The 20,989-nt window shown below is 68.5% G+C and carries 20 protein-coding genes, 1 tRNA gene and 2 pseudogenes; 9 read left to right on the forward strand and 14 right to left on the reverse strand.

Annotated features, from left to right (window positions below; genetic code table 11):
• Positions 1 to 68 precede the first annotated feature (68 nt).
• The gene (locus G4G29_RS19265) at positions 69 to 1,094 is read left to right on the forward strand and encodes an FUSC family protein (protein WP_183151243.1); all 1,026 of its coding nucleotides are present in this window, start codon (positions 69 to 71) and stop codon (positions 1,092 to 1,094) included.
• A gap of 24 nt (positions 1,095 to 1,118) precedes the next feature.
• On the opposite strand, the gene G4G29_RS23705 is transcribed toward G4G29_RS19265, so the two are convergent.
• The 4 genes from G4G29_RS23705 to G4G29_RS19280 are packed head-to-tail and all read right to left on the reverse strand — an operon-like array spanning position 1,119 to position 3,008.
• A complete protein-coding gene (locus G4G29_RS23705; RefSeq protein ID WP_258566951.1) occupies positions 1,119 to 1,250 on the reverse strand; it encodes a hypothetical protein in 132 nt (43 codons plus the stop codon).
• On the reverse strand, positions 1,247 to 1,591 hold the full coding sequence (locus G4G29_RS19270) for a hypothetical protein (RefSeq protein WP_183151244.1): 345 nt from the start codon (positions 1,589 to 1,591) through the stop codon (positions 1,247 to 1,249). The genes G4G29_RS23705 and G4G29_RS19270 overlap by 4 nt, the downstream gene beginning before the upstream one ends.
• A gap of 1 nt (position 1,592) precedes the next feature.
• Positions 1,593 to 2,198, reverse strand: a complete 606-nt coding sequence (gene dcd / locus G4G29_RS19275; protein ID WP_183151245.1) for a dCTP deaminase — start codon at positions 2,196 to 2,198, stop codon at positions 1,593 to 1,595.
• Positions 2,199 to 2,207: 9 nt separating this feature from the next.
• The gene (locus tag G4G29_RS19280; RefSeq protein WP_183151246.1) at positions 2,208 to 3,008 is read right to left on the reverse strand and encodes an IclR family transcriptional regulator; all 801 of its coding nucleotides are present in this window, start codon (positions 3,006 to 3,008) and stop codon (positions 2,208 to 2,210) included.
• Between the two features lie 125 nt (positions 3,009 to 3,133).
• Here G4G29_RS19280 and G4G29_RS19285 point away from each other — a divergent pair, with 125 nt between their 5' ends.
• The 4 genes from G4G29_RS19285 to G4G29_RS19300 all read left to right on the forward strand — a co-directional run bounded on the left by G4G29_RS19285 (position 3,134) and on the right by G4G29_RS19300 (position 6,872).
• Positions 3,134 to 4,477, forward strand: a complete 1,344-nt coding sequence (locus tag G4G29_RS19285) for an MFS transporter (protein WP_183151247.1) — start codon at positions 3,134 to 3,136, stop codon at positions 4,475 to 4,477.
• A gap of 118 nt (positions 4,478 to 4,595) precedes the next feature.
• Positions 4,596 to 5,543, forward strand: coding sequence for an alcohol dehydrogenase catalytic domain-containing protein (locus tag G4G29_RS19290; protein ID WP_210274208.1), 948 nt, complete (start codon positions 4,596 to 4,598; stop codon positions 5,541 to 5,543).
• The gene (gene rhmD / locus G4G29_RS19295; RefSeq protein ID WP_183151248.1) at positions 5,540 to 6,718 is read left to right on the forward strand and encodes an L-rhamnonate dehydratase; all 1,179 of its coding nucleotides are present in this window, start codon (positions 5,540 to 5,542) and stop codon (positions 6,716 to 6,718) included. The genes G4G29_RS19290 and rhmD overlap by 4 nt, the downstream gene beginning before the upstream one ends.
• A gap of 80 nt (positions 6,719 to 6,798) precedes the next feature.
• A tRNA-Gly gene (locus G4G29_RS19300) sits at positions 6,799 to 6,872 on the forward strand.
• Positions 6,873 to 6,909: 37 nt separating this feature from the next.
• Here G4G29_RS19300 and G4G29_RS19305 read toward each other — a convergent pair.
• Both G4G29_RS19305 and G4G29_RS19310 read right to left on the reverse strand, forming a co-directional pair.
• On the reverse strand, positions 6,910 to 7,548 hold the full coding sequence (locus tag G4G29_RS19305) for a DUF1684 domain-containing protein (protein ID WP_183151249.1): 639 nt from the start codon (positions 7,546 to 7,548) through the stop codon (positions 6,910 to 6,912).
• Between the two features lie 44 nt (positions 7,549 to 7,592).
• Positions 7,593 to 8,396, reverse strand: coding sequence for a sugar nucleotide-binding protein (locus G4G29_RS19310; protein WP_244632218.1), 804 nt, complete (start codon positions 8,394 to 8,396; stop codon positions 7,593 to 7,595).
• Between the two features lie 302 nt (positions 8,397 to 8,698).
• Here G4G29_RS19310 and G4G29_RS23080 point away from each other — a divergent pair.
• Positions 8,699 to 10,155 (forward strand): annotated as a pseudogene (locus G4G29_RS23080) (NAD-dependent succinate-semialdehyde dehydrogenase).
• Positions 10,156 to 10,178: 23 nt separating this feature from the next.
• The gene (locus G4G29_RS19320; RefSeq protein ID WP_183151250.1) at positions 10,179 to 10,901 is read left to right on the forward strand and encodes an FCD domain-containing protein; all 723 of its coding nucleotides are present in this window, start codon (positions 10,179 to 10,181) and stop codon (positions 10,899 to 10,901) included.
• A 30-nt stretch (positions 10,902 to 10,931) separates the two neighbouring features.
• Here the strand turns inward: G4G29_RS19320 and G4G29_RS19325 are convergent, their stop codons facing one another.
• From G4G29_RS19325 to G4G29_RS19360, 8 genes are all read right to left on the reverse strand, one after another.
• The gene (locus G4G29_RS19325; RefSeq protein ID WP_183151251.1) at positions 10,932 to 11,951 is read right to left on the reverse strand and encodes a DUF2804 domain-containing protein; all 1,020 of its coding nucleotides are present in this window, start codon (positions 11,949 to 11,951) and stop codon (positions 10,932 to 10,934) included.
• Positions 11,952 to 11,955: 4 nt separating this feature from the next.
• On the reverse strand, positions 11,956 to 12,864 hold the full coding sequence (locus G4G29_RS19330) for a carbohydrate ABC transporter permease (protein WP_202045396.1): 909 nt from the start codon (positions 12,862 to 12,864) through the stop codon (positions 11,956 to 11,958).
• On the reverse strand, positions 12,861 to 13,766 hold the full coding sequence (locus G4G29_RS19335; protein WP_183152904.1) for a sugar ABC transporter permease: 906 nt from the start codon (positions 13,764 to 13,766) through the stop codon (positions 12,861 to 12,863). The genes G4G29_RS19330 and G4G29_RS19335 overlap by 4 nt, the downstream gene beginning before the upstream one ends.
• A gap of 18 nt (positions 13,767 to 13,784) precedes the next feature.
• On the reverse strand, positions 13,785 to 15,143 hold the full coding sequence (locus G4G29_RS19340; protein ID WP_210274209.1) for a sugar ABC transporter substrate-binding protein: 1,359 nt from the start codon (positions 15,141 to 15,143) through the stop codon (positions 13,785 to 13,787).
• A 113-nt stretch (positions 15,144 to 15,256) separates the two neighbouring features.
• Positions 15,257 to 16,228 carry a sugar-binding domain-containing protein gene (locus G4G29_RS19345; protein ID WP_183151253.1) on the reverse strand — a complete coding sequence of 324 codons (972 nt, stop codon included), beginning with the start codon at positions 16,226 to 16,228 and terminating at the stop codon, positions 15,257 to 15,259.
• A gap of 8 nt (positions 16,229 to 16,236) precedes the next feature.
• Complete coding sequence (locus G4G29_RS19350; RefSeq protein WP_183151254.1) at positions 16,237 to 17,409, reverse strand: acyl-CoA dehydrogenase family protein; 1,173 nt, start codon at positions 17,407 to 17,409, stop codon at positions 16,237 to 16,239.
• On the reverse strand, positions 17,406 to 18,560 hold the full coding sequence (locus G4G29_RS19355; RefSeq protein WP_183151255.1) for a CoA transferase: 1,155 nt from the start codon (positions 18,558 to 18,560) through the stop codon (positions 17,406 to 17,408). The genes G4G29_RS19350 and G4G29_RS19355 overlap by 4 nt, the downstream gene beginning before the upstream one ends.
• Positions 18,561 to 18,578: 18 nt before the next feature.
• Positions 18,579 to 19,040, reverse strand: coding sequence for a MaoC family dehydratase (locus G4G29_RS19360; protein ID WP_244632219.1), 462 nt, complete (start codon positions 19,038 to 19,040; stop codon positions 18,579 to 18,581).
• Positions 19,041 to 19,159: 119 nt separating this feature from the next.
• On the opposite strand from G4G29_RS19360, the gene G4G29_RS19365 reads away from it, so the two are divergent.
• The gene (locus G4G29_RS19365; protein WP_183151256.1) at positions 19,160 to 20,359 is read left to right on the forward strand and encodes an acyl-CoA dehydrogenase family protein; all 1,200 of its coding nucleotides are present in this window, start codon (positions 19,160 to 19,162) and stop codon (positions 20,357 to 20,359) included.
• A gap of 75 nt (positions 20,360 to 20,434) precedes the next feature.
• Positions 20,435 to 20,956, forward strand: a pseudogene (locus tag G4G29_RS19370) (SDR family NAD(P)-dependent oxidoreductase); the annotation flags it as partial.
• Positions 20,957 to 20,989 lie beyond the last annotated feature (33 nt).

Genomic DNA, 20,989 nt, shown 5'->3' on the forward strand with positions numbered 1-20,989 from the left:
CTTCTGCGCACGGCGGGCAGGTGACCCCTCGGCTTCGGCCCGGCCGCGGTCGGACGTAGGCTGGATCGGTGGCGGATTCCCAGGGACGAGTGTGGACGGGTGTCCTGCGCGTCGGACCGCACCGGGGCGACCACCGCGTGGCGCTCCGAGCCGCGATCAGCGTCGCCGTCCCTCTCCTCGTGCTGTGGATGCTGGGGCGTCTCGACCTGAGCATCTACGCCAGCTTCGGCGCCTTCGCCGCACTGTACGGGCGCCACGACGTGTTCCGCGACCGCATCCGGATGCAGGCGAGCGCCGGCGGAGTCCTGCTCGCCGCGATGCTCATCGGTACCGTGCTCTCGGTCGCATCCGCACCCGCCGCCGTCAGCATCCTCGTGCTCGCCGTCATCGCGTCGGCCGTCACCCTGCTCGCGTACACGATGAGATGGCACCCGCCCGGGCCGCTGTTCCCGGTGTTCGCGGTCGGCGCGTGCGCCACCATCCCCGCTACCGCAGCCTCCTTCGGCGACGTACTCCTGGTCGGCGGCGCGAGCGTGATCTTCGGGCTGGCCGTCACCGCGATCATCGGCCTGTTCACACGCGGCACTCGGGAGGCACCGCCCCGGTCGCGGCAGCCAGTGGGACCGATCGCGTGGGAGATGGCCGCAACCGTCGCCGTCGCGATCGTCGGGGCGGGCTTCGCGGGATTCCTGCTCCTGGATTCGCACTGGTACTGGGCGGCGGTCGGCGCGGTCGCCGCGGTCAGCGGACCCCAGCTCAACGCCCGCGTGATCCGCGGCATCCAGCGCCTCGTCGGCACCCTGCTCGGCATCCTGGTCGCGGCGGGAATGCTCGCGGTCGATCTGCCGCCGCTCGCCGTCATCGCACTCGTCGTCCTGCTGCAGGCCGCGGCCGAGCTGTTCGTCGGCCGCAACTACGGCATCGCGATGGTGTTCATCACCCCGCTCGCCCTGCTCATGGTGCATCTCGCCGCGCCCGCACCGGTCGACGTGCTCCTGCAGGACCGCGCGATCGAGACCGTGATCGGCGTCGCCGTCGGAACCGCGGTCGCCGTGGCGTCGGCGGCACTCCGGCGACGGCAGACGAAGAGCTGAGGCGGATTCAGGCCTGAAGCGGCGTCAGATCAGGAGCGCGAAAGTCGACGGGAGCACGACGGCTCCGCCCGCGAAGGGCAGCCCGACCGTGTTCAGCAGCACCACGATGAGGACGATCGCCGCGACCAGGAGCAGCAGCAGGAACGCGAAGATCACGGCGACGAACCCGCCGTAACCCCCGGACGTCGGGACCTCGGAGCGACCGACGGCTGCGCCCAGTCCTCGGCGACCGCGGCCGGGGCCTCGCCGTCGAGGATGCGGGGCGTCGGGCGGACCCGGTCGGAGCGGCGGAGCGTGTCGGCCGGAGGCGGCGGGATCACGACATCCGCATCAGGGATGTCGGCCGACGGCGGCGTCAGCAGGCCCTCGGGAATCGGGATCTCGGGCGGAGGCGGCGGGATGACGGCATCGTCCGGCGGGATCAGCGCCTCTTCGGGGACCGTCGACTCCTCGGGAGTGGCGGGTTGTTCCGGGGTGCTGCCGCTGCCGTCGCTCATGTCAGCCTCCGACTGCTCCGACATCGGTCACGCCGACATCCGTCCGATGGAAGTTCTGGAAAGATCGCGAAGCCGTCGGCCCGCGCTGCCCCTGGTAGCGGTTGCCGTACGGGCCGGAGCCGTAGGGGTTCTCGGCGGGCGACGTCAGGCGGAAGAAGCAGAGCTGCCCGATCTTCATGCCCGGCCACAGCTTGATGGGCAGCGTCGCGACGTTCGCGAGCTCGAGCGTGACGTGCCCGGTGAACCCGGGGTCGATGAAACCCGCCGTGGAGTGCGTGATCAGGCCGAGCCGGCCGAGCGACGACTTGCCCTCGAGTCGGGCGGCGACATCGTCCGGAAGCGTCACCTGCTCGAAGGTCGCCCCCAGGGCGAACTCGCCCGGATGCAGGATGAACGGCTCATCGGGGTCGACCTCGATCAGACGCGTGAGCTCCGGCTGATCCACCGACGGGTCGATGAACGGGTACTTGTGGTTGTCGAACAGCCGGAAATAGCGGTCGAGGCGCACATCGATGCTCGACGGCTGGATCATCTCCTGCTCGTGCGGTTCGAGGCCGATGCGGCCGGATGCGAGTTCTGCCCTGATGTCGCGATCGCTGAGAAGCACGGCACCAGCCTAGTCACCATGCACGCGCGCGATGCCCGGAAGGTGCATCTCCTCGCGCATGCGCAGCACCGTGCGGCGCAGCGGCTCGACCATCGAGTGCGGCCAGCGATCGTCGGTGCGGCTGGTCGGCATCGTCACGCTCAGCGCGGCAGCGACCCCGGTCTCGTCCGGCCATGTCAACGGCATCGCGACGCACCGGCATCCGTCGATGAACTCCTCGTCGTCGACGAAGAAGCCCACATCGCGCCCCTTCGCGATCACGGCGAGGATGTCGTCGGGATCGGTGATCGTCCGACTCGTCAGCCGCGGGATCGCGACCTGACGGAGCCGACGAGAGGCGTCGTCGTCGTCGAGCGTGCTCAGCAGCGCCTTCCCGATCCCCGTGGCGTGCGCATGCAGCCGCATCCCCACGTTCGAGGCCAACCGCATCGGGTTCGGGGAGGGGCTGATCGCGATGTAGACGTTCTCCACGCCGTCGAGCCGCGCCATCTGCACGGTCTCCCCGGTCTGGTCGGTGAGGGCGCGCATGAGGGCGGGGCCGGACTCGAGCAGAAGGCGGTGCCCGTCGTAGCGCTGTCCGATCTGCCACGCCTTGAGGCCGAGGGAATAACGCTTGCTCACCGGATCGAGCTCGACCCAGCCCGCGGCGACCAGGGTTCGGAGCAGGCCGTGTGCACTCGACCGCGGAAGCCCCAGCGCACTGAGCAGCTCGGGGAACGTCTGCGCCTCCGTTTCGGCGAGGTGCTCGATGATCTCGAGCGCCCGACCGGCGGATTTCACGGCACTCGGCGCCTGATCGATGTCTGTCATGTCTCCCCCGTTGGCTGAATTGTGCCGGACGCGATCGTGTGTCACACTATCGCGCGTTCAGGTCTGAGACAGTCGATTCACATACGTGAACGCATTGGATACCCCTCGTCAATGGAGATGCCCCGATGTCCACTCAGTCCTCCACGCGGCCCGAACTCGCCGCGATCGTCCGCAAGGTCACGCTCCGGCTGATCCCGATCCTGCTCCTCATGTACATCCTCGCGTTCCTGGACCGCGCCAACCTCGGCTTCGCGAAGGTCGCCTGGCAGGCCGACACCGGCATCTCGGATGCCGCCTATGCGCTCGGAGCCGGGATCTTCTTCCTCGGCTACGCGCTCTTCGAGGTGCCGTCGAACCTCATCATGCGCAAGGTCGGTGCGAAGATCTGGCTCGCCCGCATCATGGTCTCGTGGGGCATCGTCTCCGCGCTCATGGTCTTCGCGACCAACGAGTGGATCTTCTACGTCCTGCGCGTGCTGCTGGGCATCACCGAAGCCGGCTTCTTCCCCGGCGTGATCCTGTTCCTCACCTACTGGATCCCCCTGAAGTTCCGCGCCCGCGTCAACGGCCTCTTCTACTTCGGCGCTCCGCTCGCCTTCATCTTCGGCGGCCCGCTCTCCGGCATGCTGCTCGACCTCGACGGCAAGGTCGGCATCCACGGCTGGCAGCTCATGTTCCTCGTGACCGGCATCCTCACGGTCCTCGTCGGCATCGTCGCGTTCTTCTACCTCGACAACGGGCCGAAGGATGCGAAGTGGCTGAGCGACGGTGAGCGCTCGACGCTGCTCGGCGCACTGGAGGCCGAGGACAGCGCCAAGGAGAACCACTCGCCGCGCGGAGCCCTGCGTGCGCTCGGCAATCCGATCGTGCTGTACTTCGCCGCGATCTACCTCACGATCCAGATGAGCGTCTACGGCGTGACCTTCTATCTGCCCACCCAGATCGCCACGATCGTCGGCAAGCCCGTCGGACTCGAGGTGGGTCTGCTCACCGCCGTGCCGTGGACGTTCGCCCTCATCGTCACGTTCGTGCTCTCCCGCCTCGCCGACAGCACCGGTCAGCGGCGCCTGATCGCGACCTGCGCCCTCGCGGCGGCCGGCGTGGGCATCGTCCTGTCGGCCGTCATCCAGGATCCGATCATCGCGCTCGCCGCCCTCAGCATCGGCGCCGCCGGCTTCATCTCCGTGCAGCCCGTGTTCTGGACCCTGCCGACGTCGTTCCTGCTCGGAGCGGCGGCAGCGAGCGGCATCGCCCTCATCAACTCGCTCGGCAGCCTGGGCGGGTTCCTCGCGCCGATCCTGAAGAACTGGGCCGACACCACGTTCGGCGACAGCGCCGGTCTCGTCGTCCTCGCCGCGATCGCCCTGCTCGGCGCCGTGCTCATCGCCCTCAGCCGGGTCGTCAGCCCCGCGGTCCGCGAGACCGACGGCGTCGGACTCGACACGACCATCCCCGCCCGCCAGCGCTGACCCGGTCAGCAGAACCAAGGAGACCGCCCATGCGCGAGCTCGTCCTCACCGAGATCGGACGCCTTGACGTCCGCGACGCACCGACACCGTCCCCGGGCCCGACGAGGTGCTCATCCGGGTGGCCGCCACCGGGATCTGCGGATCCGACGTGCACGGCTACACGGGAGAGAACGGTCGACGCTTCCCCGGCCAGGTGATGGGGCACGAGTCGAGCGGCACGATCGCTGCCATCGGCTCGGGTGGGGGCGGGCTCGCGGTCGGGACTCCCGTGACGTTCAACCCGGTCGTCGTGCCGGCCGAGGACGCCGCGGCCTATGCGGGACGCGAACAGCACCACCCCCGCAAGCACGTGATCGGGGTGGCGGCCGACATCCCCGCCGCCTTCGCCGACTACGTCGTGGTGCCGGCACGCAACATCGTGCCGCTCCCCGACGGGTTGCCGATCGAGCTCGGCGCCCTGATCGAGCCGCTCGCCGTGGCCGTGCACGCCGTGCGGCGGCTGCCGCAGGAGAGCCTGGGCCGCGTGCTGGTGATCGGCGGCGGACCCATCGGCCAGTCGATCGTGATCGCTCTCCGCGACGCGGGGGCCGGAACCGTGATCGTCAGCGAGATGGATGCCGCGCGGCGCGAGCTCGTGCAGCGCCTCGGCGCCGAGACCATCGATCCCGCAGCAGGTCCCGTGGCCGAGCAGCTCCGTGAACGCGGCGGCCTCGCCGACGCGGCGCTCGACGCGGTCGGGATCACCCCGACGCTCCGCGACGCCCTCACCAGCACCGTGCTCGGCGCACCGATCTGCCTCGTCGGCATGGGGGCGCCGCAGGTGGCGCTGGATGCGTTCCTGGTGAGCACCGAGGAGCGGTCGCTCATCGGCAGCTTCACCTATGGTTCCGAGGACTTCACCGACGCGACCGAGATCATCGGCGCCGAACCCGACGTGTACCGCGCGCTGATCAGCCGCGAGATCGATGTGATCGATGCAGACTCCGCCTTCTCCGCCCTCGCGGCGGGCGACGGCACACCGGGCAAGGTCCTTGTCCGGTTCGACCGAGAGGAACAGACCCGATGACCGGCACCCCGACCATCCGCGAAGTCCGCGCCTACACCGTGCGCGGTGGCGGCGCCGACTACCACGACCAGGGCGCGGAGCACTGGATCGACGACCACATCGCGACGCCGATGAGCGTCTACCCCGAATACCGGCAGTCGCGGCAGAGCTTCGGCGTCAACGTGCTCGGCACCCTCGTGGTCGAGATCGAGGCCAGCGACGGCACCGTCGGCTTCTCGGTCACGACCGCCGGCGAGATCGGCGCATTCATCGTCGAGAGGCACCTCGCCCGATTCCTCGAGGGTCGCGCCGTCACCGACATCGAGCGCATCTGGGATCAGATGTACAAGTCGACCCTCTACTACGGTCGGCGCGGCGTGGTGCTCAACGCCATCAGCGGTGTCGACCTGGCCCTGTACGACCTTCTCGGCCGTATCCGTCAGGTCCCGGTGTTCGAGCTGCTGGGCGGCCCCGTCCGTGACGAGCTGCAGTTCTACGCGACCGGCGCACGCCCCGACCGCGCGAAGGAACTGGGTTTCATCGGCGGCAAGATGCCGCTGCATCACGGTCCGGCCGAAGGCGAGGAGGGGCTCCGCAAGAACATCGAGCTGCTCGCCGACATGCGCGAGAAGGTCGGAGACGACTTCTGGCTCATGTACGACTGCTGGATGTCGCTCGACGTCGACTACGCCACGAGGCTCGCGCACGCCGCCGCCGACTACGGGCTCAAGTGGCTCGAAGAGGCGCTCATCCCCGACGACTACTGGGGATACGCCGAACTGCGCAAGCGCGCCCCCTCGTCGATGCTCATCACGACGGGCGAGCACGAGGCGACGCGGTGGGGCTTCCGCCAGCTGCTCGAGACCGGGGTCGACCTGATCCAGCCCGACGTGGGCTGGTGCGGTGGCATCACGGAGCTGATCAAGATCTCAACCCTGGCCGATGCGCACGGCACCATGGTCGTCCCCCACGGCTCGTCGGTGTACTCGTATCACTTCGTGGTGACGCGGACCAACAGCCCGTTCGCGGAGTTCCTGATGATGCACCCCACCGCGGAAGAAGTCGTGCCGATGTTCTCGCCGATGCTCGTCGGCGAGCCGGTGCCCGTGAACGGACGTCTCACCGTCCCGGAGACGCCGGGCTTCGGCGTCGAGCTCTCCGACGAGATCGAGAAGCACCGCCCGTACACGCACTGATCGACGCGCGACGCCGATCGCGCTTTGGCTCACGCCCGTGCGGCAGGTAGGCTTGCCTTCACCTGCTCTCGGGCGGGTTCGGGGCTGTAGTTCAATGGTAGAACTTCTGCTTCCCAAGCAGACAGCGCGGGTTCGATTCCCGTCAGCCCCTCCACATCGTCACCCCGACGGCGCAGCCCCGTGTTTCGGCGTCAGCCGTGCGCACCAGCCGCGTACAGCTCGCCCACCGGCACCGGCACGTCCAGCACGTTGCCGGGCTGCGCGAGCGGACAGGCCCACGCGGGATCGTAGGCGCAGGACGGGTTATAGGCGAAGTTGAAGTCGAGCACGATCGTGCCGCGCACCGCATCCGATCCCAGATCGGCGCCCTTGATCGTGTCGACCAGGTAGCGGCCGCCGCCGTAGGTGCCGCCGGGGCGCCCTGCGAGCCCGTCGCGCACCGGGATGAACAGCCCGCCGCCGTACGACATCAGGCGCCACACGTCGAGCGACCCGGCATCCGGGACGTCGACGCGGCCGACCCGTTCGAACGGCACGACGCCATCGGTGCCGGTCGCGAACTCGAAGCCACCGGGCTCGGCCGGGAGAATCGGCAGCTCGAACCGCCACGCCGGGTCGTATGGCGCGATCGGCAGCCCCTCGAACAGCGCCCGATCCGCCGACAGCAACGGCGTCGCCGGATGCCGCAGCATCAGGTCGTCGCGCTCGATCCGCCACAGCTCGTGCGCCTCCTCCGGAGACTCGGCCAGACGCACCGCGTCGTACAGGGCGAAGACGCGACGGCGCCAGTCGACGACCTCGACGGCCGTGCGTGCGTTCGTGGTCGGCATGACGCCAGGCTACCCGTGGCCGTCAGGGCGGGGCCGCACGTCGATCATCTCCGCGTATCCCGCCTCATAGGTCGGATACTCGAGCGTGCCGAGCAGCGAGTGAAGCAGCGCCCCGTCGTAGACGAACCCGGTCGGACCGTCGGAGTCGAGCGCGGGCGGCACGTCCACCCCATCCGCGCGGCGATGAACCGCACCACCTCACCCAGCGGCGCTGGGTCCTCGTCGACCGCGTGCACGAGGCGCGGAGGAGCATCCATCCGCAGCAGCACGTCGAGCACACGCACCAGGTCGGTCTCGTGGATCCGGTTCGTACGTCGCGCATGATCCACGGCCGCACCCTCGCGCACCCGCCGGACGAGGAAGTCGCGGCCAGGGCCGTAGATGCCCGCGGGTCGCACCACGACCGCGTCGAACAGCTCGATCGCGGCACGCTCGCCGTCACGGAGGCCGCGGGAGCGATCGGTGGTCGGCGCAGGCTCGTCGCGCTCGGTGAGCGGATGCTTCGACCCCGCTCCGTCGAACACCCCGGTGGACGAGACGAACACCGTGCGTGCGGGGACTCTCGCCAGGGCCGCCGCGAGATGCGTCAGAGCCGTGCGGTAGCCGGTGACCTCACCGCTCGGCGGCAGGGTGATCACCATCGCGTCGACGGTCGGCAGGGGCGGGATCGGCGGGAGCGACAGATCCGCCCGGATGCCGGACACGCCCTCGGGCAGCGGTCCCTCGCTCCGACGCAGCGCGAACACCTCGCCGCCCGAGTCGATCAGGCGCGGGGCGAGACGAGCGGCGAGCTTGCCGGAACCGACGAGGAGCGTACGGCGCGGTACGGGAGCGGAGGAGGCGTTCATCCGTCCCAATGTCGCACACGAGCAGCGGCACTCGTCCTCGCGCGGGTCGCCGCGATAGGGTCGCGATGAGAAGACGCCCGGCCGGTCATGAGCTGGAAAGGTCAGTAAACAGCTCATCGGTACGTCATGAATTCGCCGCGACGGCACTCGATGACCCCCGGCCGGGCGTCTCTGCAATCCTAGGAATCCGTCGCTCCGGAGCCGAGCTCCTGCGCACTTCTTGCACACACGTGCACGCCGCCGTACAACGATTTCGGGCGTCTCTGTGGCTGAATGGGAGGATACGCCGAAGGAGAGTTGCGATGAACCCCATCCGATCCGAGTCGATTCTGATCGACGGCGTCTGGCGCGCAGCCTCCGACGGCGGGACGCTCGACGTCGAGAACCCCGCTGACCTCTCCATCGTGGCGACTGTCCCGGTCGCGACGGCGAAGGACCTCGACGATGCGCTCGCAGCGGCCGAGCGGGCGCGCGAGCCGTGGGCGCGCACTCCGGCGTGGGAACGCTCCGACCTGCTGAGGGCCGCAGCCGCACTCATCACCGAGCGGACCGAGCACATCGCCGCCCTTCTCACGGCGGAACAGGGAAAGCCATTGCGCGAGTCGCGCGCCGAGGTCCGCTCCGCCGCGGAGCAGTTCGAGTGGTACGCCGACGAAGCCCGACGCATCTACGGACGCATCGTCGAGGGCACGACCGCCGGCACCCGCATCGAGGTGCGCAAGGAGCCGATCGGCCCCGTCGCCGCCTTCACCCCCTGGAACTTCCCGGTCATGCTCGCCGCCCGCAAGCTCGCTCCTGCCCTCGCCGCAGGGTGCCCGATCATCCTCAAGCCGGCCGAGGAAGCCCCGTCCGCGTGCCTGGCGATGGTCCGCGCCATCCAGGACGCGGGGTGCCGGCGGGAGTCGTCGCCGCTGTCACGGGCGACCCCGCGGCGATCAGCGAGCACCTCATCTCCTCTCCGACGATCCGCAAGGTGTCGCTCACCGGCTCGGTACGTGTCGGGCAGCACCTCATGGGACTCGCCGCGAGGAACATGGCCGCCATCTCCCTCGAGCTCGGCGGACACGGTCCGGTCATCATCTGCGACGACGTCGACGTCGCCGCAGTCGCCCGGCTGTGCGCCCTGACGAAGTTCCGCAATGCGGGTCAGGTGTGCATCTCCCCGACGCGGTTCCTCGTGCCGAGCAGCATCCACGACGAGTTCCTGTCGGTGTTCACCGAAGTCGCCCGCGAGCTCACCCTGGGCGATGGCACCGCGGACGCCGTCGACGTCGGGCCCCTGTGCAGCCGTCGCCGACACGATGATTTCGCTGCACTCGTCGACGACGCCGTCGCGCAGGGAGCCGTCGCCACTGCCGGCGCACGCTCTGTCGCGCACGCACTCGGCGGCCACTTCTACGAACCCACCGTGCTGCACGACATCCCTGCGGGCGCACGGATCCTCACTGAAGAGCCGTTCGGTCCGGTCGCCCTCGTCATCGAGTACGACGATCTTGACGACGCCGTCGCCCGCGCGAACTCCACCGACTACGGCCTCGCGGGATACATCTTCACGACATCCCTCGATCGTGCACGCCTGCTCAGCGATCGGGTGCGCGCCGGCATGCTCGGGATCAACAGTTTCCTGGTCAGCACAGCCGTGGCGCCGTTCTCCGGTGTCGGCCTGAGCGGGCTCGGCGCCGAGAACGGCACCGAGGGCATCGAGCATTACCTGCATCCCAAGAGTGTCGTCACCGGGTTCCCGGCGGAGCTGTCGTGACGGGCCTCCGGAACGGGGCTGGGATGGAGAACGCCCCGCCGCGAACGACCGTGCCGAAGGCGAGCAGCATCCTGGCGAACGAGCTGCGCACGTCGATCGTGCGCGGGAAGCTCGAGGCCGGAACCCCCTTCCCCTCGGAAGCCGAGATCATCGAGAGCTCGGGTCTCAGCAAGGCCACGGTGCGCGAAGCGCTGCGACTGCTCGAGACCGAGGGGCTCATCGTCTCCCGCCGCGGCCCCGGGGGCGGACTTCGGGTCGGGCAGCTCGACCTGCAGTCGACCGTGCGCACGATCGCCGTGCACCTCGCCATGAGCGAGGCGACCCTCGGCGACACCTTCGCTTTCCGCCGCCTGATCGAGCGGGAATGCGCACGTCTCGCCGCAGCGAACGCCACGGACGAACAGCGGGAACGTCTGCGGAAGGCTATCGCCGATGAACCTCATCCCCTGTCGGAGGTCATCGACTTCCACGACCTGATCGCCGAATGCACCGGCAACGAGTTCTTCCGCGTCGCGCAGAAGATCGTCGTGTCGATCGCGGGCTGGCACACGCCAGACGAAGGTCTCGACGATCATGATCTCGTCTTCGCGAAGGCCGCGCACGCCAAGATCGTCCAGCGGATCCTCGACCGCGACGGCGAGGGTGCGGCACGGGCGATGGATCGGCACCTCGAAGCGTTCGAACGCATCGTCGCGGATCGCGGGAACCTCGGCCGACCGGTGATCAGGGCATCGGCCTGGAGCTGAGACGCACCGGACGCGTGGGGCTCAGGGCGCTCACCAGCGGCGCTGGACCTCTTCCGCCCACCCGAACACGTTCTCGACTCGGTATGCCTTTCCGGAGGAGGACCGGATCTCGCCGTCCCAGCGTCCGAAGCTCTGGTCCTCCCGGCTCATGAAGAGCAGCTTCCTGGTCAGCGAGTGGCGATGGTGCGCGGGCGTGAAGGTGAGGTCGACCTGCGGTCCGCGGAACGTCCACGGCTTCATGAAGTCCTCGGTGTCGTACGACCATTCGACGTCGTGGCTGAGCTTCTCGATCACGCCGTCGACGCGCAGCGCGTTCTCGGTCGACGGAGACCCGTCGGTCCACTTCGCCCCGAGTTGGATGCCGATCTCGTGGCCGTCGGTGACGCCGGCACCGCTCCCCCAGTTCCAGACGACCTTCGCCGGCCACTTGCCGCGTCCATGGTCGAGCGCCGCCCACGACTCGGTCGCGGCGATCGGTCGTCGCACGCCGTCGACCTCCACCCAGCCTTCGGCGTGCAGGCAGTTGTCCTTGCGGGTGTACTGGAATCGGCGCGGGGTCCACGGAACGACCACACCCATCGACTCATGACCGTCCTCCTCGATGACCTGGATGCGAGCGCTGACCCGCACACCCTGCACCTCGAGGAGCGTGCCCTCCGCGTTCGGGGTGATCGACACGGAGGAGCGGGCGCTGCGTCGACTCATCGCCGCATCGCCGCTGGTCTCCGGCAGGTCCACCGTCCGGGGGAACCACACGGCCTCGCCATCGTTCACCTCGACCCCCGTGACGAGGTCGAGCACGTAGATCGCGAGTCCTCCCCGGTAGTCGGCGTGCGAGAAGCTGAAGGCGAACACCAGTTCAGGGGTCGATATCGCCCAGTACTCGAAGCGCTTGCGCCGTCCCCACCACCGCAGGTTGGCACGCAGATGCGGCAGCCGCGACCAGCTCACGGCGGCCGGGTCGAGCCGACCGTTCGGCAGGCACAGATCCACCCGGGGCCCGGTGTGCTCGCGCTCGGACTTCGGAACATGTCGATCGAACACCGTCACGATGTCAGCCCTTCGTCGCGCCGTCGGCCAGGCCCTTGATCAGATACTTCTGCAGCAGCAGGGTGAAGATCACCACAGGGATCACGGTCACGGTGCCTGCCGCGGTGAGCAGCCCCCACATCCCCCCGCTCTCCGTGTCGACGGCCATGCCCTGAATGGCCACCGGGATCGTCGAGGCGTTGCGGTTGGTGAGCACGAGCGCGAAGAGCAGTTCCTCGTAGGCCATCATCACGCTGAAGATCAGCGAGGACACCAGGGCAGGGGTGAGGATCGGAAGGATGATGCGGAAGTAGGCCCCCAGCCGCGACGTGCCGTCGATCATGGCCGACTCCTCGAGCTCCTTCGGGATGGCGAGGAAGAACGACCGCATCAGCCACATGACGTACGGGATGAGGAAGGTCGAGTAGGCCAGGATGAGGGTGAGGTGCTGGTCCGTCATCCCCAGATTGCGCGCCACGAGGAACAGCGGAACCGCGAGCGCGATCGGCGGCACGCCTCGGGTGGCGAGGATCAGTGCGCCGATCATCCCCCCGCCGGCGATCTTCATCCGCGCGATGCCGTATCCCGCCATGGATCCGACGAAGACGGCGAGCAGGCCAGCGCCGAGCGACACGATCACCGTGTTCAGCATCCGCCGAGGGATGTCGTAGTTCGAGAGGTTTATGTAGTTGTCGAGCGTGGGTTCTGTGAACAGCGTCGGCGGCGTGGTGAAGATGTCGCGCGGGAGTTTGAACGATGTCAGGATCATCCAGATCACCGGCAGCAGGAACAGCACGCAGATCACGATGCCCGCGGTGATGCGGACCCGATGGCCGAGCCGGCGCCGCGACCGACGGGCCCGCTCGGGTCGGATCGCACCGATGGCGGTCGCGGTGTCTGCTGTGTCCGCGGGGGCGATGGTCGACGAGTTCAAAACTTCTCCTCCAGCTTGCGGGTTCCACGCAGGAACACGAACATCAGGATCATGGTGATGACGAGGACGATCACGGCCATCGCGGCGGACTCACCGAAGTGCAGCGAGCGGAAGGCCTGCTCGTAGATGTACAGGTTCACCACGTTGGTCGCCTGACCCGGTCCGCCGCGGGTCGCCACGAGGGCGATGTCGAACATCTTCATCGCCCCGAGCCACCGGACGACGAATGTCGCGGCGATGATCGGCGCCAGCAGCGGCAGCGAGACGTGCCACAGCTTGTGCCACCAGTTCGCACCGTCGACGGAAGCCGCCTCGAGCACGTCGCCGGGGAGCGTGAGCAACGCGGCCGACGCCACCAGGATGATGAACGGGGTCCAGCGCCACGTGTCGATGATGATCACCGTCGCCATCGCCATGGTCGGGTCGCCCAGCCAGTCGACCGCGGGAAGGCCGAACAGCCCGCCCACCCAGTTGAAGACACCCCAGAGCGGATCGAGGAGCATCTTCCACACGCCACCCGCCACCACCGGGGCGACGGCGAGGGGCACGAGGAAGAGGGCGCGGATGAGGCCGCGCCCTCTCCACTCGGCGTTGACGAGGAAGGCGATGCCGAATCCCAACACCATCTGGATGGGGAGGGCGAACACGAGGTAGATGCCCGTCACCACCAGTGAGTTGTGGAACTTCTCGTCGGTGAACGCCTCGACGTAGTGCTCCCACCCCACCCACTCCTTCGGAGTGAAGGTGGCGAGATCCAGCTCCGTGAAGCTGATCTGCAAGGTGTACAGGATGGGGTAACCGAGCAGAGCCGCCATCAGGACCACGGCGGGGAGGATGAAGGTCCACCTGTTCGCCAGATCGATGAGACCGTACTTGGTCATGCGTCGTCGGGGAGTTCTCATCACCAGTCGTCTTCCGTCTTACTCGAGGAGGTCGTCGATGCCGTCATTCATCCGCTTCACGGCATCTTCCGCCGTGATGTTGCCGGGGATGAACTCACCTGTCTCCGTGGCCAGCACCTGCTGCACGGCGTCGGACTCGACGATGTGCGGCCGCCACATCTGCCCGGCCTCGATAGCGGGCCATGCGACCTCGAGCGCCTCGTACACCGGCGACAACCATTCCTGCTCCGGCGTCGTCTCGAGCGTGCTGGCGCGTGCCGGGAAGACACCGAGCGTGTTGGTCTGCCACTGCTCGCCCTTCTTCGAGGTCAGCCACTGCACGAACGTCCAGGCCGCCTCGGGAACGTCGGTCTTCGAATTCACGCCCATCGACCACACGCCACGGTGCGCACCGGGGCCCTCGCTCCCTGCCGGCAGAGTCTGGATTCCGACCTGGTCGGGAGTCAGCGTGGTCGTGGCCGGGTCGACCGCCGAACCGCGGTAGACCGAACCCCAGGTGAAGAGCGTCGCGAGGCGCCCCTGCCGGAACGCTTCGAGCGGTTCGTTGAACTGCCAGCTGACGGCCCCTGGGGGCGCGACGTCGAGCAGCTTCTGGTGGATCTCGAGCGCCTCGACGGCGTCGTCTCCGAGGTCGCCCGCGGTGTTGTCGTCGTTGAGGATCTGGCCCCCGTCGGAGTTCATGATCGTCTGCCAGATGGTGGGGGTCAGCCCGTCACGGACGAAGTAGGTGCCGACCGCCCAGGCGTCGTCCTTGCCGTCGCCGTCGAGGTCCTGCACGAGGTCGGGCGCCTGCTCCAGGTACTCGTCCCAGGTCAGGTCCGGTGTCGGAAGGGGCACACCGGCCGACTCGTAGAGAGACTTGTTGACCAGCATCATGAGGATGTTCGACCGGGCGGGCACGGCGTACTGCGTGCCGTCGAACTCTCCGGCGGCGAGGGCGGCCGGGTAGAAGTCGTCCCAGTCGTAGTCATCGGCCGTCCACTGCTCGAGCACGTCGCCCCGCAGGTCCATGAGCCCGCCGGTCGAGGCGAGCTGCGGAGTCCAGTTGTCGTCGGCCATGACGATGTCGTACGTCGCGTCCGTGTTCGTGAGTTCGAGCATCGTCTTCGCGAGCTGGTCGTTGTACGGGACCCCGTCGATCGTGATGTCGATGTTCGGGTAGTCCTTCGCGAACTCCGGGATCAGCTGCTCCTGCCATTGGCTGGCGTAGGCGTCGTTGACGAGGATCTTGAGATCGATCTTCTCGTCAGCGGTGCCGAGCCCGCCGCCGTCCGTGCTCGGAGTCTCCGCACCGCCACCGCCGGCGCAGCCGGCGAGGAGGACGGTGGTGAGGGCGATCGCCCCGCCGGCGAGGGTGATCGACCGGCGCGAACGCATCCTGCGTCGTTGCATCATTGCATTCTCTTTCTCTCGGGTGCCGCCTTCGGGAGGCGGTACCTGTGGGTGTGGTCACAGGGCTTGGTCATGCTCGCGGCGAGCGATTCGAAAGGTCAAGCGCCCTGCACATACGTGCTGGCGATCCCTCTGGCGGTGTGTTCGTCGATGATGAGGTCGGTCACGAGTCCGGCGGCGAGAGCTCCCCGCAGGGCAGGGATCCGGCCGGGATCGCTCACGATGCAGACACGACGCGGCGCGCGTCTGAGGGTGTCGAGGTCGGGGCCGCTGGAGCGCTCGTTGAGCCGGATGCCCGCGTGCGTGCCGTCGCCGCGCAGGAAGACGGTGGCCACGTCGCCCACGACGTCGGCGGCCGCGAGTTCTTCGTGATCGGAGGGGCTGAGGTATCCGTTGCGGTACACGTGACCCGGGATCTCCGAATGCGGGTCGCCCACCCCGAAGACGGCGACGTCGATGCGCTGCTGCAGCGCCAGGATCCGGGCGATGCTGCGCTCGCGCCAGAGCACCGTCTTCGTCTGCGGATCGTCGAAGAACGCGGGCACCGGGAGCGGCTCGACGTGCGCGTTGTACGCCTCGGCGAAACGCTCCAGGATGTCGCCCACGTATCCGAGCCCGAAGTTCTCGCCGTAGGCGGCGCCGTTCAGCTGCACCACGGTGACGTCGGTCAGCGGCCGGCCGACGAGGTGTCGGCTCACTCCGGCCATGGTGTTGCCCCACGCGACGCCGATCACGGTCGAGGACTCGATCATCGCCGAGAGGATGCGCCCCGCATGGCGCGCGACCTGCGTGCCGCGCTCTCGCGCGCTCATCCCCGTGGATGCGGGGATGATGTACGCCGTCACCCCGTCGCGCATGCGGATCTCGTGCTGCAACCGGGAGATGCCGTCGATGGGCTGCTTGATGCGGATGTCGACGAGCCCGGTGTCGCGGGCGTATGACAGTAGACGCGAGACCGACGACCGGCTCATGTTCAGGGAGTCGGCGATCGCCTTCATCTTCAGGTCACGCAGGTAGTAGAGCTGGGCGGCACGCAGGGCGAGCTTGGTTCGATCCGCGATGTCTGTCATGTCGACTCCTAGAAGGCGGCGACGCCGGTGAGCGCCCGCCCGATCGAAAGAGCATGGATGTCGTCCGTGCCCTCGTAGGTCCGCACGGCTTCGAGGTTCGCCATGTGCCGCATCACCGGGTACTCGGCCGTGACGCCGTCTCCCCCGAGCAGTTCGCGTGCCGACCGGGCGACCGCGATCGCCGCCCGGACGTTGCCGAGCTTCGCGATGCTCACCTGCGCAGGCTGCATGCGTCCGGCCGCCTTCCGCTCGGCGAGGTGGATCGCGGTGAGCATTCCGCCCTGGTAGGCGAGCATCATCTCGGCCAAGCGCGCCTGCACGAGCTGCTTCCCGGCGAGCTCCGTGCCGAAGGACTGTCGGCGACCGGCGTACTCCACGCTCAGAGCGAGGCATTCCCTGGCGACACCCATGACTCCCCAGGCGATGCCGAAACGCGCTTCGTTCAAGCAGGTGAGCGGAGACCGGAGCCCCTGTGAGCGCTCCAGGACCGCGTCGGAGGGGACCCGCACGGCGTCGAGACTGACATCGCACTGGATCGAGGCGCGCATCGCGTGCTTGAGGAGGATCGGCGTGGCCGTGAAGCCCACGGCGTCCGTCGGGACGACGAAGCCGCGGATGCCCTCGGCGGTCTTCGCCCAGACGATCGCGATGTCCGCCACCGAGGCCAGACCGATCCAGCGCTTCACGCCGGAGATCACCCAGTCGGCGCCGTCACGCACGGCCACGGTCGTCATGGCGCCGGGATCGCTGCCGCCCTGCGGCTCGGTCAGCGCGAAGCAGCCGAGCAGGCGGCCGGCGGCCATCTCCGGCAGCAGGGTCTCGCGCTGCCTCTCGGAGCCGAACCGATCGATCGCCGTCATCGCCAGCGACCCCTGCACTGAGACGAGCGTGCGCCATCCGCTGTCGGCCGCTTCGATCGCGGCGCAGGCGAGACCATAGGCGGTCGGACTCGCGCCCGCGCACCCCGGCGCATCGAGGTGCATGCCCAGCAGGCCGGCGTCCGCGAAGGCCGGGATGATCTCCGACCGGAATCGCGCCTCCTCGAAGTCGGCGTCGATCGTCGGGCGGACGACCTCGGCCGCGACGGCCGCCGCGCGCTCGCCCCACGCCCTGTCCTCGGAACTGATCCTCCCCTCGAGATCCAGCAGCGCGTCGACGGTGTCGTATGCGGACGTGTTCATGGGTTCCTCTTCTTCGCGGGTGCGGACATCCGGTCGAGCAGTTCCTGCCCGCCCTCTCCTAGCGCGGGCGGGGCGATGGGGTAATCGACGGGAGTCTGCGAGAACGTGAGCGGGTTGCGCACGATCGGCAGGGTCCTGCCCGCGAGAGCGATCGGCTCGAGCCCGATCCGTTCGGCGAAGCGGATGCCGTCTTCGATGGTCTGGATGGGCGCGCTGGGGACTCCGACCGACGTCAGCAGGTCGAACCACTCGGCGGCGCCCCGGTCGGCGAGCGCGGCGACGATCTCGGGGCGCAGAGCATCGCGGTGTTCGTTGCGCAGAGCGGGTGCCGCGAACCTCGGGTCGAGGACGAGGTCGCTCCGGCCCACAGCGACGCACAGCCGCGCGAACTGCGCGTCGTTGCCGACGGCGATCACGAGAGGCAGGTCGGCGGTCGGGAACGGCTCGTAGGGATAGAGACTCGGATGCTGGTTGCCCATGCGTCGCGGGACGACGCCGGCTGCCGCGAAGGCCTGTGTCTGATTCACCATCGACGACAGTGCGGCAGAAAGCAGATTGGTCTCGACGAGCTGTCCGGTCCCGCTGCGCTCTCGGTGTCGGAGTGCGGCGAGGATCCCCAGGGCGGTGTGGAGTCCGGTGAGGACGTCGAACAGGGCGAATCCGCCGCGGAAGGGCTCACCGTGCTGCGCACCGGTCGTGTCCATGAAGCCGCTCAGCGCCTGGACCATCAGGTCGTATCCGGCGAGGTGCGCGCCGTCACCGGTGCCGAATCCGGTGATCGAGGCGTAGACGAGTTCGGGCCGGTCGGGGGCGAGCGATTCGTAGTCGAGTCCGAAGCGGCGCAGTCCGCCCGCCTTGAAGTTCTCCACGACCACATCGGCGCGTGCGATGACGGCCTTGGCGGTGGCCAGGTCATCGGCCTGGGCGAAGTCGAGCACGAGGGAGCGCTTGTTGCGATTGGCCGACTGGAAGTAGGTCGCCACATCCTCGTGCACCGGCGGGGCGAAGCGACGGGTGTCGTCTCCGTCCGGGCTCTCGATCTTGATGACGGTGGCGCCCATGTCGGCCAGGAGCATGGTGCAGTAGGGCCCCGCCAGAATGCGCGACAGGTCGGCGACGACGACGCCCTGGAGGGGGACCTGGTCGCTCATCGGCGAGCGGGTTGGCGTTCATGCGGCATCGAGGACGAACTGGGTGATCGACTGCGCGACGCAGGCCGGGCGCTGCCCCCGTCGATCTCGACCGTGTGCGTCGCTCGCAGGCGCACCGCTCCGGGCAGATGGTCGACGGCATCGAGGACGATGCGGTCGCGCACGCGGCTCCCCCGCGCGGACGGGGGCGGGGAAACGGACGCGCTCGTAGCCGTAGTTGACGCGACCGGCTGCTCCGGTCACGGTGTACACCTCGGCGGCCATGGCGGGCAGGAGAGACAGCGTGAGCAGGCCGTGGGCGACCGCCGAGCCGAACGGACCCTGCGCGGCGCGCACCGGGTCGGTGTGTATCCACTGGTCGTCGTCGGTGGCGAGCGCGAAACGGGCGATGCGCTCCTGATCGACCGTGCGCCAGGGACTCACGCCGAGCGGGGAGCCCACCGCATGGTCCAGGTCGTCGACAGCGAAGGTCGTGGGCATGCGAATCCTCATCGAAATCTGCAGGTCCGTGCACGTTTGTGCCGAATGCGGGGGTTACGGGTATTTAGTGTAAGGATTACACCGAAAGCATCGGAATGCAAGCTCTGAAGGACGACGACATGTCTCTACTCACCGCAGCCCGGTCGACGACCGACCCCCTACGCCTGTACGACCGCCTCGACGATCGTGAGCGCGAGGTCGTCGAGCGTGTCCGGCGCTTCGTGGACGACCGGGTCCTCCCCCTGATCAACCAGTACTGGGAACGTGCGGAGTTCCCCTTCGAGCTCGTTCCAGATCTCGCGGGACTCGGGGTCATCGGCACGGCCATCCGCGGTCACGGCTGCCCAGGCCTCAGCCCGCTCGCCGCCGGTCTCGTCGCTTTGGAGATGTCCCGCGGAGACGGCAGCATCAACACGTTCCTCGGCGTGCAGTCCGGACTCGCGATGGGCACGATCGACCTGCTCGGGTCGACGGAGCAGAAGGAGCGCTGGCTTCCTCCTATGGCCCGCCTCGAGAAGATCGGCGCGTTCGCCCTGACCGAACCCGACCACGGCTCGGACTCCGTCGCTCTGGAGACCAGCGCGACCAGGGTCGGCGACGAGTACGTTCTCGCCGGAGCCAAGCGATGGATCGGAAACGGTCACATCGCCGACGTCGTGGTGCTCTGGGCGCGGGACACCGCCGACGACAAGGTCAAGGCGTTCATCATCGAGAAGGGGGCCGACGGACGCCATCCCGCGGGCTATCGAACCGAGGTGATCACCGGCAAGATCGGCAAGCGCGCCATCCTGCAGCCCGACATCGTGTTGGACGACGTGCGTGTCCCCGCGGCGAACCTGCTCGCCCGTTCGACCTCGTTCCGCGACGCCAGTGCCGTGCTGGCGCGCACCAGGTCGGGCGCCTCGTGGGAGGCCACAGGGCACGCGATGGCGTCGTACGAGATCGCGGTGGAATACGCCCGCACTCGGGTCCAGTTCGGAAAGCCGCTCGGAGCGCACCAGATCGTGCAGCAACGACTCGCGAAGATGCTCGCCGAGATCACGGCGATGCAGCTCATGTGCTTCCGCCTCGCCGAGCTCCAGGAGCAGGGTTCCCTCACCGGTCCGATGGCCTCGATCGCCAAGATGTTCACGGCCGAGCGCGGTCGCTGGGTCTGCTCGGAGGCGCGCGACATCCTGGGCGGTAACGGCCTCCTGCTCGAGAACCACGTCGCGCGCCACCTCACGGACATGGAGGTCGTCTACACGTACGAGGGCACCGATACCGTGCAATCCCTGATCATCGGTCGCGAGATCACCGGGATGTCGGCGTTCCGCTGAAGTCAGCCCCCTCCCTGCCAGAGCACGACCCGCACAGAAAGCAGAATCTCGATGCGCTTCATCGGAAGAACCGCGATGATCACGGGCGCCGCCCGAGGGATCGGTCGCGCGAGCGCCCTCCGTCTCGCCTCGGAGGGGGCTCGCGTGGCGATCGTCGACCTCGACCGTCACGCGGCCGTCGATGCGGCAGCCGCGATCACCCGCACGGCACCGGTCAGGGCGGCCGGGGGATTCGCGATCGGGCTCGGTGCGGACATGACCGACCCCGCGCAGGTCGAACGAGCCGTCGATGCCTTCGTCGACCAGGAAGGCCGCCTTGACGTGTTCGTCAACAACGCCGGAGCGACACGCGACGATCTGCTGTTCCGCATGGATCCGGCCGACTGGGACTTCGTGCTGAGCACGAACCTCACCTCCGCCTTCCACGGCATCCAGGCGGCCCAGCGCAGGATGACACCCGGCAAGACGGGAGCCATCGTGAACCTCTCCAGCCGCTCCGCTCTGGGCAACCGCGGCCAGGCGAACTACGCCGCGGCGAAGGCGGGGATCCAGGGCTTGACCGCGACCGCCGCGATCGAACTCGGTCCGTTCGGCATCAGGGTGAACGCGGTGGCGCCCGGATACATCGCC

It is taken from the genome of Microbacterium sp. Se63.02b (genome assembly GCF_014171575.1).
GTDB lineage: Bacteria > Actinomycetota > Actinomycetes > Actinomycetales > Microbacteriaceae > Microbacterium.